The organism is Methylomonas sp. 2F7 (assembly GCF_057126975.1).
In genome coordinates, this window is sequence record NZ_CP195203.1 from 2,966,272 (window position 1) to 2,983,977 (window position 17,706).

Consider the following 17,706-nt stretch of genomic DNA (forward strand, 5'->3'; position numbering starts at 1 on the left):
CGCAAGCCGGTTGCCGGGGTAACGCCCATCAGCTTACAAGTCCCTTTTGATCTTCGACTGCAAATGCTCGGCTAGACGTTTCATCGCTTCGGACGAGTCGTCGGCCGCCAGATGGACATTGATGATACTGGGCATGCCATCGTTATTCAGGGCATTGACCAGAGCCTCTTCAAATTCAGCTTCCGTTCGCGCTTCGTAGCCGGCTAGCGGCCCAAAGAGCTCTCCCAAACGATCGAAGCGCCACGGATTAATATCGTTGAATGGGCCTTCGAGAATGCAGCGCTCGGTACTGTACCCATCGTTGTTAAACACTACCACGATGGGATTCAAACCCAGGCGCGCATGAGTGGACAACTCGGTACCGGTCATTTGAAAAGCGCCATCGCCAACCAAAATCAATGCCCGCCGATCCGGCCGCGCGATTTGCGCCCCTAGCGCCGCTGGCACGGCAAAACCCATCGTGGTGTAAAAAGCGGAGGCTAGAAATTCGCTCTGCTCGTGCACGCGCAAATCAATAGCCGCAAACAGGCAATCGCCGACATCGCATACCACGATCATATCGTTGCTCAGTGCGCGATTAAGACGCTCGACCAATCGAGCCGTAGTAATTGGCCGGTTTAGTTCCGGAAAGGCAATGCTTGCCGGCGGCTTTGGACTGGATACTGACCCTCTAGGGGATGTGCTGACTGAACTAGCCAATGCACCGAGAAAATCCTCCAAGGCGATACCTGGATAACGGTGGGCACTGATCACCACCTCGTTCAAGGCCGCGCGAATGGTCGAGTGGGAATTGAGTTTCGCCGTGTAGATGCCGGTATCAATTTCATTCAAGGTCACGCCCAACATCAACAGCAAATCGGACTTTTCGACTCTGTCGCGCACAGCCTCCGAGCTCATCGCGCCTTCATAAATCCCTAGATACGCCGGATGCCTCTCGGACATCACCGATTTACCCGTTAGCGTGGCAACCACGGGCAAGCCGGTACGTTCAACGAAATCGGCCAAAGCATTTTGCAGCCCGCGGCGGTGCAATTCAACGCCCGCGACGATCATCGGCGACTTAGCTTTGGATAAAAGTGCCATGGTTTCCGCAATCGCTTCGGATAAAGCCGCATCGTCACTGGCAAATTTTTCTACCGTCTCGGTAGGCATTGGGTAGCCCTCCGCCATCACCAAATCGCGGGGAAGCTCGATGTAAACCGGTTTACAAAAGCGACGCGCCGCTTCGATGGCGTGGTCTATTTGCCGAAAGGCGATCACCGGATCGTTGAGTACCACCGACGCACAACTAATGCGCTCGAAAATTTCTCGCTGGAACGTAAACGGCCCAAAACGATGATGAATTAGCGGATCGTCTTTTTGCTCGCTAACGCCGGGTGCGCCGCTGATAAGCACCACCGGCGAGGATTCCGCGTAAGCGCCGGCTATAGCGTTGACGGTATTTAAAGCACCGACACCGTATGTCACCGCCAACGCGCCCATGCCCGCGCAACGCGCATAACCGTCAGCAGCGAAGGCGGCGGAATCTTCCCTGGTGGTACCTATATGCCGAACCTGACTTTTTATCATCAGATCGTAAAATCCCAGCACATAGTCGCCAGGCACACCAAAGATGTCTTTTACACCGGCCTGATATAGGCGTTTGAGGAGGTATTGTCCAATCGTGTCGAATTTGGCAGTGCTCATGCGCTTTGTAACCTCCGAATAGAATCAAACCGTGAGCACCGACGCGTATATGATCAATGCCGCTCAACCGCTTTTAACAAGACGATTAGGGGTCAATACTGCTAAGCCCCATCTAAAAAGTCAACAGACATTCATAGCTCAACAAAAATTTCAGCCACAAAAAAAGGGCCTTGCGGCCCTTTCTGTTGCGGAGTCGAACGAAGTTACTCGCTATCGACTTCTTTCATGCTCAAGCGCACGCGACCTTGACGGTCAATTTCCAGCACTTTTACTTTGACGACATCGCCTTCCGACAACTTGTCGCTGACTTTTTCAACGCGCTCGTCGGAGATTTGCGAAATATGCACCAAACCGTCTTTGCCCGGCAAAATGGTCACGAATGCACCGAAGTCCATCAGACGCACGACTTTGCCTTCGTAGGTTTTACCCACTTCGACTTCGGCGGTGATTTCTTCGATCATCCGTCTGGCTTCTTCGCCAGCCGCTCTGTCAACAGAGGCTACGTTAACCACGCCGTCGTCGGTCAAATCGATGCTGGCACCTGTTTGTTCGGTGATAGCGCGGATAGTAACGCCGCCTTTACCGATCACTTCGCGGATTTTAGCCGGATCGATTTTGAAGGTAATGATACGCGGCGCGAAGTCGGACATTTCGGAACGGGTGCTGGACAAGGCTTTGTTCATCTCGCCCAAAATGTGCAGACGGCCTTGTTTGGCTTGTTCCAATGCAACTTTCATGATTTCGGCGGTAATACCGTCGATCTTGATGTCCATTTGTAGCGCGGTGACGCCGTTTTCGGAACCGGCCACTTTAAAGTCCATGTCGCCCAAGTGATCTTCGTCGCCCAGAATGTCGGACAATACCGCAAATTGATCGCCTTCCTTAATCAATCCCATCGCAATACCGGCAACCGGTGCTTTGATAGGCACTCCGGCATCCATCAAGGCCAAGCTGCTTCCGCAGACCGATGCCATGGAACTGGAGCCGTTGGATTCGGTGATTTCCGAAACCACGCGGATCACGTAAGGAAACTCCGCCATGTTAGGCAACACTGCCGCTACACCGCGTTTCGCCAAGCGGCCATGGCCGATTTCGCGACGCTTCGGCGAACCGACAAAACCGGTTTCGCCAACGCTATAGGGAGGGAAATTGTAATGCAACATGAACGGATCTTTGTATTCGCCGGACAATGCATCGATGATTTGCGCGTCGCGCTCGGTACCCAATGTCGCCACAACCAAGGCTTGGGTTTCGCCGCGGGTAAACAATGCAGAACCATGGGTTCTAGGCAGCACACCGGTTCTGACGGTAATCGGTCTGACGGTGGTCAAATCGCGGCCGTCGATACGTTTGCGATCATTCAGAATCGCACCTCGCACGATATCGTATTCCAGGTGCTCGATGACGTTACGGATGTCTTTTTCGTTATACAGGCCATCGGCAGTCAGTTTTTCAACTACCGCGCTTCTGATTGCGCTAAGTGTGTCTTGCCTAACCAGTTTTTCCGCCACTTGGTAAGCGGCTTTGATGCTTTGTTCAGCTTCGGCGGCCACTGCGGCTTTTAATGCAGTGTTGGTTTCCGCTGGTGTCCAGGTCACAGCCGGCGTGCCAACCGCAGCGGCGAATTCGTTAATCGCATTGATCGCCACTTGCATGTGCTCGTGACCGAACAATACCGCACCCAACATCACTTCTTCGGACAATAAATCGGCTTCGGATTCAACCATCAAAACCGCATGCTGGGTACCGGCAACTACCAATTGCAGCTGTGATTCTTTCAGTGCTGGTTTGTCAGGATTCAATAAATAGGCACCGTCTTTGTATCCAACGCAAGCCGCACCCAAGGGGCCGTTGAAAGGTAAACCGGATACGGCCAAAGCGGCGGAAGCTCCCAACAGCGCAGGAATTTCGGTATCCACTTCAGGATTCAGCGACACAACAGTGGCAATAATTTGCACTTCGTTAGTGAAACCCTCTGGAAACAGTGGACGAATCGGTCTGTCGATCAGGCGGGAAATCAGGGTTTCTGTTTCGCTAGGACGGCCTTCACGTTTGAAAAACCCGCCGGGGATTTTACCGGCCGCAAATGCTTTTTCCTGGTAGTTAACGGTCAGCGGAAAAAAATCGCCGCCGCTAGCTTCTTTTTTACCCACCACTGTCACCAGCAGCGAGGTGCCTTCGACATCGATCATCACCGCGCCATTGGCTTGGCGGGCAATTTCACCGGTGGATAAGGTGACGAGACGATCGCCGTACTGAAATTCTTTCCTGATAGGATTCACTATAAGGTTCCTTTGTTTAAAGGTTATGCTGAAATGTGCCTTAAAGCAGAAACGGCGCCCGATGCGCCGTTTCCAGTTTTGGTGCTACTTACGGATGCCCAAACGCTCGATCAACGAGCGATAACGCGCAACTTCTGTGTTTTTCAGGTAATCCAACAATTTGCGGCGTTGGTTTACCATGCGCAGCAAGCCGCGGCGCGAGTGGTTGTCTTTTTTATGCGTAGCAAAATGCGGAGTCAGTTGATTAATGTTGGCGGTCAACAAGGCAACTTGGACTTCGGTTGAACCGGTATCGGTGTCTGACAAACGATATTCTTCAACGATGGCTTTCTTTTGTTCTGCGGTTAATGACATTCTTAATCCCTATCGATTAATTTTGATTAAATAAAGGCCACCGTGTGATGGCCGTGTAGCCGCTGTTTCCACAATAGGGTGTAGAAACTTTGCGGTTTTTTCCTGGATAATCAAGTTGCTTGATCTTCCAAATGAAACAGTTTTTTCGGCGCTAGTTTACCATCCAATAGGATTTCCCCCAACCCCAAAAAGGCCTGCGGCGAGTATATTCTGACCTGACCGGCCATACCGCCGCTAAAGGCTATGCGTTGACCCAGCTTGATTTTTTCGGCCTGTTCAGCGGATAAAGATACATTCGGGATGGCTTCCAGGGGTACATCCAGCGCGATCAAGGTATTCTGCAATTGTGCAAAATCCATGGCCTGCAACTGCTGCAAGGTATGAGCCTGATCAAGATCGAACATGCCCGCCTTGGTTCTGCGTAACGCGGTTACCGTACCGCAGTTCCCCAGCCAGTGACCAATATCCTCGGCCAGCGAACGGATATAAGTACCCTTCGAGCAAAATACATCCAGCGTCAATTGTCCTACTTCGGCATCAAAATTTAACAACTGCAATTCATAAATAGTGATCGCCCTGGGCTGCCGTTCTACGGTTTTACCTTCCCTGGCCAATTCGTACAATTTCTTGCCTTGATGCTTGAGCGCCGAATACATCGGCGGCACCTGCTCAATCGGGCCAGTGAAGTGTTGCAAACAAGCTTGTATGCGCGCGCCATCCAGTGCCGGCACCGGCATTTCGGCGACGATTTTGCCTTCGCTATCGCCGGTATCGGTCATCACGCCCAACTGCACGGTTACCTGATAACGTTTATCGTCATCCAGCATCAAGGCCGACACCTTAGTCGCCTCGCCAAAACATAAGGGCAACAAGCCGGTCGCTAGAGGATCCAGCGCGCCAGTATGCCCGGCCTTGTTGGCATTAAATAATCGCCTGACTTCCTGCAAGGCCTGATTGGACGACGCACCCAAACGTTTGTCGAGCAGCACGATGCCATGCACATCACGCCCGGACTTACGTTTTGCCATTAATCGTCCTGCTGTGGTTTATCGGTCCCTGCTTGCGGTGCAGCACCAGCGTCCTTAACTTCTTCGTGATGCAAATCGCCAAGTAACTCGGCAACGCGCATACCGGTATCGAAGGAATGGTCGTAGTAAAAGTGCAGCTCGGAGATATGTCGCAAACGCATGCGCCTGGCTAACTCATGACGGATGAACGGCGAGATTTCGTTCAACACCTTCACGTTCGCACGCTTAGCGGCATCATCCTGAGCATCCAACACCGTCACAAAGATCTTGGCAACTGCCAGATCCTTGGACAACTCGACATCGTTTATCGTCACGAAGCCCAAGCGGCTGTCGTCGACGTCGCGCTGTAATATCGACGCCAACTCTTTCTGCATTTCCGACGCCACCCGCTGACTGCGGCCGAACTCTCTCGCCATAACCTAGATTTCCCGTCTGACTTCGATACGTTCAAACACTTCGATCTGATCGCCGTTTTGCACGTCGTTGTAGTTTTTCACGCCGATACCGCATTCCATGCCCATTTTCACTTCATTGACATCGTCTTTGAAGCGGCGCAAGGATTCCAATTGACCTTCGTAAATCACCACATTGTTGCGCAACACGCGGATCGGCAGATTGCGTTTGACGAAACCGTCGATAACCATACAACCCGCAACCGCACCGAATTTCGGCGAGCGGAATACATCGCGCACTTCAGCCAGACCGACGATTTTTTCCTGAATTTCCGGCGCCAACATCCCGCTGATCGCCCGTTTCACTTCGTCTATGGCTTCGTAAATGATGCTGTAATAATGCAGATCAATGTCTTTTTCTTCGATCAATTTCCGGGCTACCGCATCGGCACGTACGTTGAAGCCGATCAGAATCGCACTGGACGCTAGAGCTAAGTTGGCGTCACCCTCGTTGATACCGCCGACACCGCCGAAAATGCATTTAACTTGCACTTCTTCGGTGGACAAACCAACCAAAGATTCTCGTAAGGCTTCCAAGCTGCCTTGAACATCGGTTTTGATAACGACGTTAAGCGTGGAGGTTTCACCGGCGGACATCCTGGAGAACACATCGTCCAATTTCGACGCATGCTGAGCGGCGTGACGGTTGGAGCGTTTACGATCTTCCCGATGAGCAGCCAGTTCGCGAGCGACACGTTCGTTTTGCACCACCAGAAATTCGTCGCCGGCGTCCGGAGTACCGGACAAGCCAAGAATTTCTACCGGCATACTAGGTCCGGCGGACTTAATAGCGTGGGCATTTTCGTCAAACATTGCCCGTATCCGACCGTATTCATGACCGCAAAGAACGAATTCGCCTTTGCTCAGAGTACCTTTCTGAATCAGTATGGTCGCAACCGCTCCACGGCCTCTATCCAAACGCGATTCAATACAGATGCCGGAGGCAATGCCGTCGACGGGTGCTTTTAGTTCAAGCACTTCAGCCTGGACAATTAGCGCTTCGATCAATTCGTCGATACCGGTACCGACTTTGGCCGATACCTTCAGGAATTGCACGTCACCGCCCCACTCTTCCGGCACCACATTCAAGGTAGCCAGCTCTTGCATCACCCGATCCGGATTGGCTTCCGGTTTGTCGATTTTGTTCAAGGCCACGATGATCGGTACATTCGCGGCGCGCGCGTGGTCGATGGCTTCCTTGGTTTGCGGCATCACGCCATCGTCGGCGGCAACCACCACGATCACGATGTCGGTCACTTCCGCACCCCGCGCCCGCATCGCGGTGAACGCGGCATGGCCCGGAGTATCTAAGAAAGTTACCGCGCCGTGGTCGGTTTTTACCTGATAAGCACCGATGTGCTGGGTAATCCCGCCCGCTTCGCCGGCAGCGACCCGGGTTTTGCGGATGTAATCCAGCAAAGAAGTTTTACCGTGGTCAACGTGACCCATGATGGTGACGATGGGCGCGCGCAGTTGAACTTTACGTTCGTCGCTGTCACCTTGCACCTCGGCCAGCATTTCCTGCTCAAAGTCATCTTCGCTCTGCATGATGGCTTTGTGGCCCATTTCCTCAACCAAAATCACCGCCGTTTCTTGATCGATGGTTTGATTGATAGTGGACATGATGCCTAGCTTCATCAAATGCTTGATGACTTCGGCAGCCTTGATGTTCATTTTTGCAGCCAAATCCGAAACCACGATGGTTTCCGGAATGGTTACGTCATAGACAGTCGGCGCAACCGGCTTTTCGAACTTGTGTCGGGCCTGATTGACATCGATCTCGAATTCTGGCTTTTCCCGACGCGAAGGCGCCTTGCCTTTTTTGCCTTTGCCACCGCGACGCGCGGCATCGCCGCCACCGATATCCCCATCGGTAGCCGGGCCGCGAGTGGGCTTGAATTCGGCTTTTTTCTTATGCAGCGTGGTTTGTTGCTGCTTGGCTTCGGCTTTTTGTTTGACTTTTTCCGCGGTTCTTTGCACCGCAGCTTCCAACCTTTCTTTCTTTTCTTTTTCCAGACGCTGCTCTTCAGTCATCTCCGGCGCGGCACTCGGGGCGGGCGCTTCGACCTTAGCAAGCACTTCAGGCTGAGCTTCAGCAACAACCGGCAACTCCTCAGTCACCTGCTGCTCTGCCGCAATCGGTTCTGCGGTTGCCGTCACAACCGGCACGGACACCTCAACCGGCTGAGCAATTTCCGCACTGACTACTTGCTCTTCCTGTACAGATTGAGCAGCCTTCTGCTCATGCAAGTGCTTACGCTTTTCTTCTTCGATAGCTTGTTGCCGTCTCTGTTCGTCCAAAGCTTGTTTGGCTAATTCGGCCTGTCTTAGCTCGTCGTTAACAGAGGACGCATCGCTGCGCTTGATATAAGTCTTTTGCTTGCGCACCTCGACACTGACGGTTTTCACAGCTGTACCCGGCGGTGAGGATTGTCTTAATTCGGTTTTGGTGCTGCGTTTCAAGGTAATGCGTTTGGGGGCGGCGGCTTCTTGATCGGCGTCCGACTTGCCGTGGCGCTTGCGCAAGTGCGCGAGTAATTTGACTTTCTCTTCATCGTTTATCACATCGTCGGGCGCGCTGGCTGTCAAGCCGGCTTCCTTCAATTGTTCTAAAAAACGTTCCAAAGGGATGCCAACAACCTCTGCCAATTCCTGTACTGTTTTATCGCTCATAGTATCCTCCTGCCTCAGCCCTTATCCTCTGCGAACCAAGATTCGCGGGCTTTCATGATTAGTTTACCAGCACGCTCCTCGGTCATGCCGGTAAATTCGATAATGTCGTCTATCGCCTGCTCCGCCAAGTCATCCAAGGTAACAATGCCCTTGGCAGCCATTTGGTGCGCCAACTCTTCGTCCATCCCATCCATGCTCAACAATTCCTCGCTAGGCACGGCGGTTTCAATTTTTTCTTCGGATGCGATAGCACTGATCAACAAAGCGTCCTTGGCGCGAGTGCGTAAAGCTTCCACCAACTCTTCGTCGAAGCCTTCGATCTCCAGCATTTCGTCGACGGGGATATACGCAATTTCCTCGATATTATTCAGACCCACGTCAACCAGAATACCGGCGATTTCCTCGTCCACATCCAGCAACTCCATGAATTGCTGCTTGGACTTGGCAGCTGCTTCGTCGTGGTTTTTATCTACTTGCGCGGCATCTTGAATATTCAACTCCCAACCGGTCAGCTCGGTAGCCAGACGCACGTTTTGACCGCCACGTCCGATAGCTTGCGACAAACTGTCGGTAGCGACCGCCACATCCATGCTGTGCTTATCTTCATCAACCACAATCGATTGAATTTCAGCCGGCGACATGGCATTAATCACGAATTGCGCGTCGTTGCTGTTCCATAAAATAATATCAACCCGTTCGCCAGCCAACTCATTGGAGATAGCTTGCACTCTGGAGCCGCGCATACCGACACAAGCACCGATGGGATCCAGACGCGGGTCGTTGGCTCTGACGGCGATTTTCGCGCGGGAACCGGGATCGCGAGCCGCCGCCAAAATCTCGATCAAGCCTTCGCCGACTTCCGGCACTTCCAAACGAAACAGCGCGATCAATAATTCAGGCGCGGTGCGGCTGACAAACAGCTGTGGACCGCGCGGCTCTGAGCGCACAGCTTTCAAATAACCACGCACCCTGTCACCCATTCTCACTGGCTCTTTCGGGATCATATCTTCCCGGGCAATATAGGCTTCGACATGGCCACCCAAATCCAAGTAAACACTGCCTTTTTCCAAGCGCTTCACGACGCCGGTGACCAGCTCGCCAACCCGATCTTGATAGGCTTCGACAATTTTCTTGCGCTCGGCTTCGCGAACTTTCTGAATGATGACTTGTTTGGCGGTTTGCGCAGCAATCCGGCAAAAATCGACCGATTCGATCTCTTCTTCCACATAGTCGCCGACTTGGATATTAGGATTATCGAATTGCGCCACTTCCAGCAGCACCTGCCACCCTGGATGCTCGACGTCGCCGTTGATTTCCGGGTTGGCATCGACCACCAGCCAACGACGATAGGTCGAATAATCGCCGGTATGACGATCAATGGCTACTCGGGCTTTAATCGGGTTTTCATAACGCTTGACAGTCGCCGCTTCCAACGCGGACTCAATGGCCTGAAAGATAATTTCCTTGTCTATTTCCTTTTCGTTAGCAAAAACGTCTGCTACTAATAAAATCTCTTTATTTGCCACTGCGACCTCCTTTAGTGAGTAAGTAATCCGGCACCAAGCGTGCCTTGCTCATTGCCTGAAACGGGATGCTTAATAATTGTTCGCCATCCTGCAACAGAACAGTCTCGCCTTCGACGGCCTTAATCTGCCCGGTAATTTTGCGGCGTTTATCGATGGGTTTAAATAAACTCACCAGTACAGTGCTCCCCAAAAAGCGTTGAAATTGGCTGAGCTTGAAAAATGGCCGATCCGCACCAGGCGAAGAAACTTCCAATTGATATTCGCCTGGAATCGGATCTTCGACATCCAGCGCTCCGCTGAGCTGATGACTGACCTTGGTGCAATCTTCCAGCAAAATACCGTTTTCGCTGTCGATATAAATGCGCAACATGCCGTGTGTAGGATGCGGGTTGTACTCTATTCCCACACACTCATAGCCAAGACCTTCCACAATTGGCTCGATCAAATCCACCAAATGTTCAGGAGCCTGTTTCATTAACGCCTCACCTTTTCAAACCCAAAAAAAAAGAGCCTCAGGCTCTTCCATAAACAACCAAAACCCATGGGCTTCGCGTTTTTCGAAAGCCCACAAAAGAAAAAACCCCTTGAAGGGGCTTTCTTAGCAAAACCACGCCTGAAACAGCATTGAGGAGAACACCCTCGTTTATCGAGACACTTATCTCAAAAAACTACGCTTATCAGGAAACAATTTCCCACCTCAAAAACTGCGGCGAAAAATTAAAAACCGAATTATAACCATATCTTTCAAGGAAGTAAATCGGCATTACACTCCACCGGACAAGATTGGCTAAACATGCCCGTTTCCCTGGAAGCCGTGCTCTCGACAAAATCTCGTAGCGCCGCACTTAGAAAAATGACATTGGAGACAAAGGCTTCAAATTATCGTCAACCTCGCTCGCCAGCCAAACCTCAAACGACAATGACATTGAGTTGATGGGGGCAATCCGTCAGTTACTTCTTAACGACAACAAGGAGAATCAGTATGTTAGGTGACTTTAGCCGGTCGGCCGGTATTACGAGGAGAATGCTTGTTTTCAGGTGGTGGTGCCCAGGGACAGAATCGAACTGTCGACACGAGGATTTTCAGTCCTCTGCTCTACCGACTGAGCTACCTGGGCAGCGACTTAACCTAAAACCAGAATGGTGCCCAGGGACAGAATCGAACTGTCGACACGAGGATTTTCAGTCCTCTGCTCTACCGACTGAGCTACCTGGGCGTCAAGAGCCGCGCATTAAACTAGGTTATAAACAATTAGTCAAGGAAAATACCGTTATTGCCGGCTAGCTGGACAGCAGGCGGCGATTTATGCAATTCTTGCGCACCGCAAATTCCTGGTATTTTTATCATGAAATATCGGGCTTTGAAGACACAACACCCATTGAAACAACCCAAGCACACGAGACCGCTTATGCAAGCTTTCACCGACATCCGCGCCCTGATAATAGACATGGATGGCGTCCTTTGGCACGGCGACCGAGCTCAAGCAGGACTCGTTGAGTTTTTTCAGATACTACGCGATTTAAAGCTGCCATTTATCCTGGCCACCAATAACGCCAGCCTGACAGCTGAACAATACGTCGACAAACTGGCGAAAATGGGCGTAACGGTAGCGTTGAAGGAAATCCTGACCTCGGGCATGGCCACCGCGCTGTATTTATCCGAACGCTATGACCCACAAACGACTCGCGTATTTGTGATTGGCGGCATCGGTGCCCGGCAACCGCTGCAGGATTTGGGCTTTAAACTTACCGGACTTTACGAGACGGAGCCGGATCAGCGCGCGCACCTGGTTGTTTGCGGCATGGACCGAGAACTGAGCTGGGACAAACTGGCCACCGCCACCCTGAATCTGCGAGCCGGCGCGCACTTCATCGGCACCAACGGTGACCTATCGCTACCTACCGAACGCGGCGAAACACATGGCAACGGTGCCATTCTGGCAGGCTTGACCGCTTCCACCGGCATTAAGCCGATGATTATCGGTAAACCGGAGCCTATTATTTATCGACAGGCATTGAGCCTGTTGAATGTCGACCCGGCCTATACTGTCGCTATAGGCGACCGGCTGGACACCGACATTCTCGGCGCAGTGCGCACCGGTATCCGCAGCCTGATGGTCCTAAGTGGCGTATCCAGCGAACAAGACATCGCTGCAGCCGATTTCGGTCCAACCTGGATTGTGCCGGACATCCGCGACATCACCGAGCTGTTGGGTAACAGCAAACTTTAAGCTCTTCTCAGACCAATACAGCAGAGACGAATCATGAAAAAATTTATCGACAGCCCGGACACCTTATTGCAAACCAGCCTACAGGGCTTTGCCAAAGCCCATGCCGACATCGTGCAATTCAATCCTGAGCCGCGATTTGTATATCGCAACGTGCGTAAAACCGGCAAGGTCGCGCTGATTTCCGGCGGCGGTTCAGGCCATGAACCGCTGCACAGCGGCTTCGTAGGCGTCGGCATGCTGGATGCCGCCTGTCCCGGACAGGTATTTACTTCACCAACGCCGGACCAAATGCTGGCTGCGGCACAAGCCGTGGACGGTGGCGCGGGCGTGCTGTTTATCGTTAAAAATTACGCCGGCGATGTAATGAATTTTGAAATGGCCGCCGAGATGCTTGATTTACCCAACGCCAGCGTCCTGATTGACGACGACATTTCCCTACCAAAAACCCACAGCATTGGCCGTAGAGGCGTGGCCGGCACCGCCATCGTCGAGAAAATCGTCGGCGCCGCCGCCGAATCCGGCGCTGACTTAGCCGCCTGCAAGGCACTGGGCGAACGCGTCAATCAAGCAACCGCCTCCATGGGTATCGCCTTAACCAGCTGTACGGTGCCGGCCTTAGGCCACCCAACTTTTGCTATTGCGGACGACGAAATCGAAATGGGTGTCGGCATCCACGGCGAACGCGGTCGCGAAACGGTGAAACTGGCGAGCGCCAGCGAAATTGTCGAACAATTAGCCGGACATATTTTCGACGAATTGAAACCAGCTTCAGGCCAAGCCGTGTTGCTGCATGTGAACGGCTTCGGCGCCACACCGCTGATCGAACTACATTTGATTTACGAATTGGCCTGGCAATATTTCAGCAAACGCGGATTAATCATCCAGCGCTCTTTAGTCGGTAACTTCACCACCTCGCTGGATATGGCCGGCTGTTCGCTAACGCTGACGATGCTGGACGAAGAAATGCTGGGTTTGTGGGATGCTCCGGTGAATACCGCTGCGTTGCGCTGGGGTTGTTGAAACGGGTAACGACCTAAGCGGCTTGCGCCTGGGCGTTTTTCAACACCTCGGCTATCGCCTCGATCATCAGCTGCGCAGTCTTGGCACCGGCGTCGATATGGCCTTTGCTGCGCTCGCCCAGAAAGGACGAGCGGCCCTTGGTAGCCAGCATGTCCCGAGTCGCTTCCACGCCATCTGCCGCCACCAGGCTTAGGCTATCCAGAATCTCGGCCAGCGGCTTACCCGCAGCCGCCTGCTCCCGCAACTTCTTGGCGACCGGCACTAGCACATCCAGCATGGTCTTCTCACCAACATCAGACTTGCCGCGTTGCTTCACAGCCTCGACTGCCTGCAAAAATGCATCAGAAAACCCAGCCAGATCGATAAGCTTGTCCTTAGCATTCTTTGCCAACGCGATGAATAAAGTCGCGTACAAAGATCCGGACGCGCCACCGACAGCAGCCATCACCGTCATACCAATTTTCTGCCACGCAGCAACCCAGTCGAGTGTCGCTATCTCACCGGCATGCTCGCGTAAGGCCTGCAAACCACGCTGTAAATTAAACACATGGTCGCCGTCGCCTATCGCTTGATCCAGTTCGGTTACTTCCTGGGCATGCGCATCGATAGTATCAATCAGTGCTTGAATCAATTCCGGAAACAATGATGGGGTCAATGACATGCAGCCTCCGCACAACAAAACAATTTGACAGAGGAGCATAGCTAAAACGCACTACTACTGTCCAGCTGTCAGCATTTGTCGCTGCATACGGGACTAAAAAAAATGGCAATACGCCAGAATTCGTTAGCCCAATACCGGCTGGGCATAATTGAAATGAATTACGATTTAACTATTTTCCAGAACCAGGGAATCCAGCAATGGCAACTCTGCATCCGGGTCATACACGCTGAAGCGGTATTTCTCCTTCAAGTATTCCAAAAGCCAGGCGTTGGTGTCGGCTCTGCGCTGCCCGGCAGCCTCGTTCATTTGTTGTAAGCGCTGACGCACCGCGTGTTGCGGCAGTAACAACAACTCAATATCGGCCATCGACACGAATTTTTCCGGATCAGGGTTCTTGCCGTTAAAAATCTTGAATAGCTGATGTTTTTTTAAGCCCAAATGCGTGTTGAGCTCATCTTTAAACTCTATAAACAACGGTAACAAATCGCTGCCGACGCACGTGTCTTCATGCAGTTTGTGTAAACGATTTAGCAAATGGTAGACCGCAAACCGGTACAATTCGGACTCGCGCACAAACAGCCGAGCCGCCATGGCACGCACGGCAATTCGGTCGGAATTGTTCAACCGAATGGAAACAATGTGCTTTTTATCGTCTAAAAGATGTTCGTTGTCGTTCAACGCAAGTCCTTTGTGAGTAATCGCCGGCAAACTCACACCGGTCGAAACAGCTTAATTTGCGAGAATTTAAAGCATCAATGTTACAGATTTATAACAAACACCCCGACACGCGAAAATTTCCTGTAAGCCGCTCGGATAGGGTTTACTAGTCGAGCAAATCAGCGGATTTTCAGGAAAAACTATTTATTGCTTATACGAGATGAAAAAAATATAATCGCGCGCTTTTTTCGAGCGAATAGCGTTTTTCAAAACACTTTCAGAGTCTTAGCACAATGACCAGTCACATCATGCCTACTTATGCCCGCCAGTCGGTCACTTTTGCACGCGGCGAAGGCGCGTGGTTGTGGGATACCGATGGGCGTCGCTATCTCGACTCGGTCGCCGGCATTGCCGTGTGCAACCTCGGCCACGCGCATCCGGCCGTGCATGAAGCGCTCTGCCGGCAAAGCAAAACCTTGCTGCATACCTCCAATCTGTACGGCGTGGCACTTCAGGCGCAACTCGCGGATAAATTGATCGAGCTGAGCGGCATGGATAATGTGTTTTTCAGCAACTCAGGTGCGGAAGCCAACGAAGCGGCGATAAAAATCGCCCGTAAATACGGTCACCAACAAGGCATCGACAATCCCGTGGTGTTGACCATGGAAAAGAGCTTCCACGGCCGCACCATGGGCACCCTTAGCGCTACCGGCAACACCAAGATCAAGCAAGGCTTTACGCCGTTGCTGGCTGGATTTACTCATGTGCCGTACAACGACATTGCAGCTATCGAAGCCGCCATCGGCACCGATAAAAACATTGTCGCGATTCTGGTGGAACCGGTGCAAGGCGAAGGTGGCGTGAATATTCCGGCTGCGGATTATTTGAATCAAATTCGCGCGCTGTGCGACCGGCACAATTTGCTGATGATCCTGGATGAAATCCAAACCGGTGCCGGCCGTACCGGGCGCTTTCTGGCTTACCAACATAACGGCATCCTGCCGGATGTATGTACCATGGCCAAAGCCTTGGGTAACGGCGTGCCGATAGGCGCTTGCTTGGCGCGGGGCAAAGCGGCGGACGTGTTACAAGCCGGCAATCACGGCTCGACCTTTGGCGGCAACCCGCTAGCCTGTAGCGCGGCGTTGGCGGTGCTGGAAACATTGACGACCGGCACACTGATCGCCGATGCGCAAACCAAGGGCGCGCAAATTTGCCAACTTTTCAAAGACGCGCTGGCAGACAACCCGCATATCGTCGATATTCGCTATAAAGGCTTGATGATAGGCATCGAATTAGACCGGCCTTGCGGCGAATTGGTCGGTAAAGCCTTGGCACAGGGCTTGTTGATAAACGTTACCGCGGACAGCACCATCCGCTTATTGCCGCCACTGATTATCGACGACGCGCAAATAATAACGCTGACCGAAACCTTGGCGGCGCTCATTCAGGAATTTAGCAGACAATAACCATGCAACCCAGACACTTCATCAGTCTGCTGGATTTGTCCAGCGCCGAATTACACAACCTGATTCAACGGGCGATTCAACTCAAAACGCATCGCGACCCGAACTATCAGCCTTTCAAAGGCAAAGTACTGGCGATGATTTTCGAAAAATCCTCGACCCGCACCCGGATCTCCTTCGAAGCCGGCATGGCCCAGTTCGGCGGCACCGCACTGTTTCTGTCGCCGCGCGACACGCAACTCGGCCGCGGCGAACCGTTGGAAGACAGCGCCAAGGTTATCTCCAGTATGGTGGACTGCATTATGCTGCGCACCAACAACCACGACACGGTGACCACGTTTGCCAAATACTCGCGGGTACCGGTTATCAATGGCCTGACCGATCTGCTGCACCCGTGCCAACTGTTGGCCGATATGCAAACCTATTTCGAGTTGCGCGGCGACATCGCCGGCAAAACCGTGACCTGGATAGGCGACGGTAATAATATGTGTCATTCCTATATCAATGCGGCTCGCCAATTCGATTTTAAATTGAACATAGCCTGCCCGGTCGATTACCGGCCACAGCAAAGCATCGTCGATGCCGCCGGACATAGAGTGGCGTTTTTCAACACGCCGGAGCAAGCCGCACAGCAAGCCGATTTGGTGGTGACAGATGTCTGGGCCAGCATGGGCCAGGAAGAGGAACAGAAAAAACGCGAATTCGTATTTAAGGATTTTCAGGTCAACAGCAAAACCATGGCTGCCGCCAAAGCAGATGCGCTATTCATGCATTGTTTACCTGCACATCGCGGCGAAGAAGTGACCGCCGAGGTGATCGACGGCCCGCAAAGCGTGATATTTCCGGAAGCAGAGAATCGCCTGCACGCTCAGAAAGCGTTACTGGAATTTCTCATCTGCCGATAATTTCGCTAGAATCGCCGCTTTCTTTACGCCGAACGAAGAGTGATACTGTGAAAAAATCTTTTGCCTACATTTTTGCCTGTCTGCTGATTAGCCCGCTTGCCATGGCAAGAACCGCCTACGTCACCGACAAAGTCGAGGTGCCATTACGCAGCGGCGAAAGTGAGCGCACCAAGATCGTGAAAATGTTGGAAAACGGTATCCCTGTCAGCGTGTTGCAAGAAAGTACCGAAAACGGTTACACCTATATTCAAACCGGAAACGGCGCGGAGGGCTTCATTCTCAGCCGCTACCTGACCGGCGAACCCAGCGCCCGCACCCAACTGGAAGCAGCCACCAAAAAATTGGAAGCGCTGCAAGAAGAAAACAAACTGTTGAAGACCGCTCAAACCACCGGGCAAGAAGCCGGAAAAGAGCGTGACCGTCTTAGCGCCGAACTCAGCGAACTACAACAAACCGCCGCGAACGCCATCCAGCTCAAGCAACAACGCGACCAATTACAGGAACAGGTTGTCGCCGTGAATCGCGAACTACAGCAACTGAAACGCGAAAATCAGGCGTTAACCGACAGCAGCAACCAGGACTGGTTTTTATACGGCGGCGGCTTGGCTTTATTCGGCGTATTGCTGGGCTTTATTCTGCCAAAACTCAGCTGGCGCCGCCGTTCCAGCGGCTGGGATAGTTTTTAGTTTTAAACGAATCAGCCGCAGGGCTGCCCTGCTTCAAATGACGCCCGTTCCCGCGGCAGTTTAAGCGCCGCTTTTGCTT

The 17,706-nt window shown here is 52.5% G+C and carries 15 protein-coding genes and 2 tRNA genes; 5 read left to right on the plus strand and 12 right to left on the minus strand.

Annotated features, from left to right (window positions below; all coding sequences use genetic code 11):
* Positions 1-33 precede the first annotated feature (33 nt).
* From ACR64Q_RS13170 to ACR64Q_RS13215, 10 genes are all read right to left on the minus strand, one after another.
* Entirely contained in the window at positions 34-1,686 is a 1,653-nt protein-coding gene (locus ACR64Q_RS13170) for an alpha-keto acid decarboxylase family protein (RefSeq protein ID WP_313732219.1), read from the minus strand.
* A gap of 203 nt (positions 1,687-1,889) precedes the next feature.
* Positions 1,890-3,968 carry a polyribonucleotide nucleotidyltransferase gene (gene pnp / locus ACR64Q_RS13175; RefSeq protein ID WP_026601284.1) on the minus strand — a complete coding sequence of 693 codons (2,079 nt, stop codon included), beginning with the start codon at positions 3,966-3,968 and terminating at the stop codon, positions 1,890-1,892.
* Between the two features lie 84 nt (positions 3,969-4,052).
* A complete protein-coding gene (gene rpsO, locus ACR64Q_RS13180; RefSeq protein ID WP_020482423.1) occupies positions 4,053-4,322 on the minus strand; it encodes a 30S ribosomal protein S15 in 270 nt (89 codons plus the stop codon).
* A gap of 110 nt (positions 4,323-4,432) precedes the next feature.
* Entirely contained in the window at positions 4,433-5,350 is a 918-nt protein-coding gene (gene truB / locus ACR64Q_RS13185) for a tRNA pseudouridine(55) synthase TruB (RefSeq protein WP_026601285.1), read from the minus strand.
* On the minus strand, positions 5,350-5,766 hold the full coding sequence (rbfA, locus tag ACR64Q_RS13190; RefSeq protein WP_026601286.1) for a 30S ribosome-binding factor RbfA: 417 nt from the start codon (positions 5,764-5,766) through the stop codon (positions 5,350-5,352). Before rbfA ends, truB begins: the two co-directional genes overlap by 1 nt.
* Positions 5,767-5,769: 3 nt before the next feature.
* Positions 5,770-8,475 (minus strand): translation initiation factor IF-2, encoded by a 2,706-nt coding sequence (gene infB / locus ACR64Q_RS13195; protein ID WP_313732218.1) that lies wholly within the window; start codon positions 8,473-8,475, stop codon positions 5,770-5,772.
* 14 nt (positions 8,476-8,489) lie between these two features.
* Positions 8,490-10,001: a transcription termination factor NusA gene (gene nusA / locus ACR64Q_RS13200; RefSeq protein ID WP_026601288.1), complete on the minus strand. Its 1,512-nt coding sequence runs from the start codon at positions 9,999-10,001 to the stop codon at positions 8,490-8,492.
* A complete protein-coding gene (gene rimP, locus ACR64Q_RS13205; RefSeq protein WP_026601289.1) occupies positions 9,991-10,476 on the minus strand; it encodes a ribosome maturation factor RimP in 486 nt (161 codons plus the stop codon). The genes nusA and rimP overlap by 11 nt, the downstream gene beginning before the upstream one ends.
* Positions 10,477-11,043: 567 nt before the next feature.
* A tRNA-Phe gene (locus ACR64Q_RS13210) sits at positions 11,044-11,119 on the minus strand.
* A gap of 23 nt (positions 11,120-11,142) precedes the next feature.
* A tRNA-Phe gene (locus ACR64Q_RS13215) sits at positions 11,143-11,218 on the minus strand.
* 192 nt (positions 11,219-11,410) lie between these two features.
* Here ACR64Q_RS13215 and ACR64Q_RS13220 point away from each other — a divergent pair.
* On the plus strand, positions 11,411-12,232 hold the full coding sequence (locus tag ACR64Q_RS13220; RefSeq protein ID WP_026601290.1) for an HAD-IIA family hydrolase: 822 nt from the start codon (positions 11,411-11,413) through the stop codon (positions 12,230-12,232).
* A 33-nt stretch (positions 12,233-12,265) separates the two neighbouring features.
* Positions 12,266-13,252 carry a dihydroxyacetone kinase subunit DhaK gene (dhaK, locus tag ACR64Q_RS13225; RefSeq protein WP_026601291.1) on the plus strand — a complete coding sequence of 329 codons (987 nt, stop codon included), beginning with the start codon at positions 12,266-12,268 and terminating at the stop codon, positions 13,250-13,252.
* A gap of 13 nt (positions 13,253-13,265) precedes the next feature.
* Here the strand turns inward: dhaK and dhaL are convergent, their stop codons facing one another.
* Both dhaL and ACR64Q_RS13235 read right to left on the minus strand, forming a co-directional pair.
* On the minus strand, positions 13,266-13,913 hold the full coding sequence (gene dhaL / locus ACR64Q_RS13230) for a dihydroxyacetone kinase subunit DhaL (RefSeq protein ID WP_026601292.1): 648 nt from the start codon (positions 13,911-13,913) through the stop codon (positions 13,266-13,268).
* Between the two features lie 165 nt (positions 13,914-14,078).
* Positions 14,079-14,591, minus strand: coding sequence for a hypothetical protein (locus tag ACR64Q_RS13235; RefSeq protein WP_152428819.1), 513 nt, complete (start codon positions 14,589-14,591; stop codon positions 14,079-14,081).
* A 272-nt stretch (positions 14,592-14,863) separates the two neighbouring features.
* Between ACR64Q_RS13235 and ACR64Q_RS13240 the strand changes: the two genes are divergently transcribed.
* The 3 genes from ACR64Q_RS13240 to ACR64Q_RS13250 are packed head-to-tail and all read left to right on the plus strand — an operon-like array spanning position 14,864 to position 17,627.
* On the plus strand, positions 14,864-16,039 hold the full coding sequence (locus tag ACR64Q_RS13240; protein ID WP_026601293.1) for an acetylornithine transaminase: 1,176 nt from the start codon (positions 14,864-14,866) through the stop codon (positions 16,037-16,039).
* A 2-nt stretch (positions 16,040-16,041) separates the two neighbouring features.
* On the plus strand, positions 16,042-16,941 hold the full coding sequence (gene argF / locus ACR64Q_RS13245; protein WP_026601294.1) for an ornithine carbamoyltransferase: 900 nt from the start codon (positions 16,042-16,044) through the stop codon (positions 16,939-16,941).
* 47 nt (positions 16,942-16,988) lie between these two features.
* The gene (locus tag ACR64Q_RS13250) at positions 16,989-17,627 is read left to right on the plus strand and encodes a TIGR04211 family SH3 domain-containing protein (RefSeq protein WP_026601295.1); all 639 of its coding nucleotides are present in this window, start codon (positions 16,989-16,991) and stop codon (positions 17,625-17,627) included.
* Positions 17,628-17,706 lie beyond the last annotated feature (79 nt).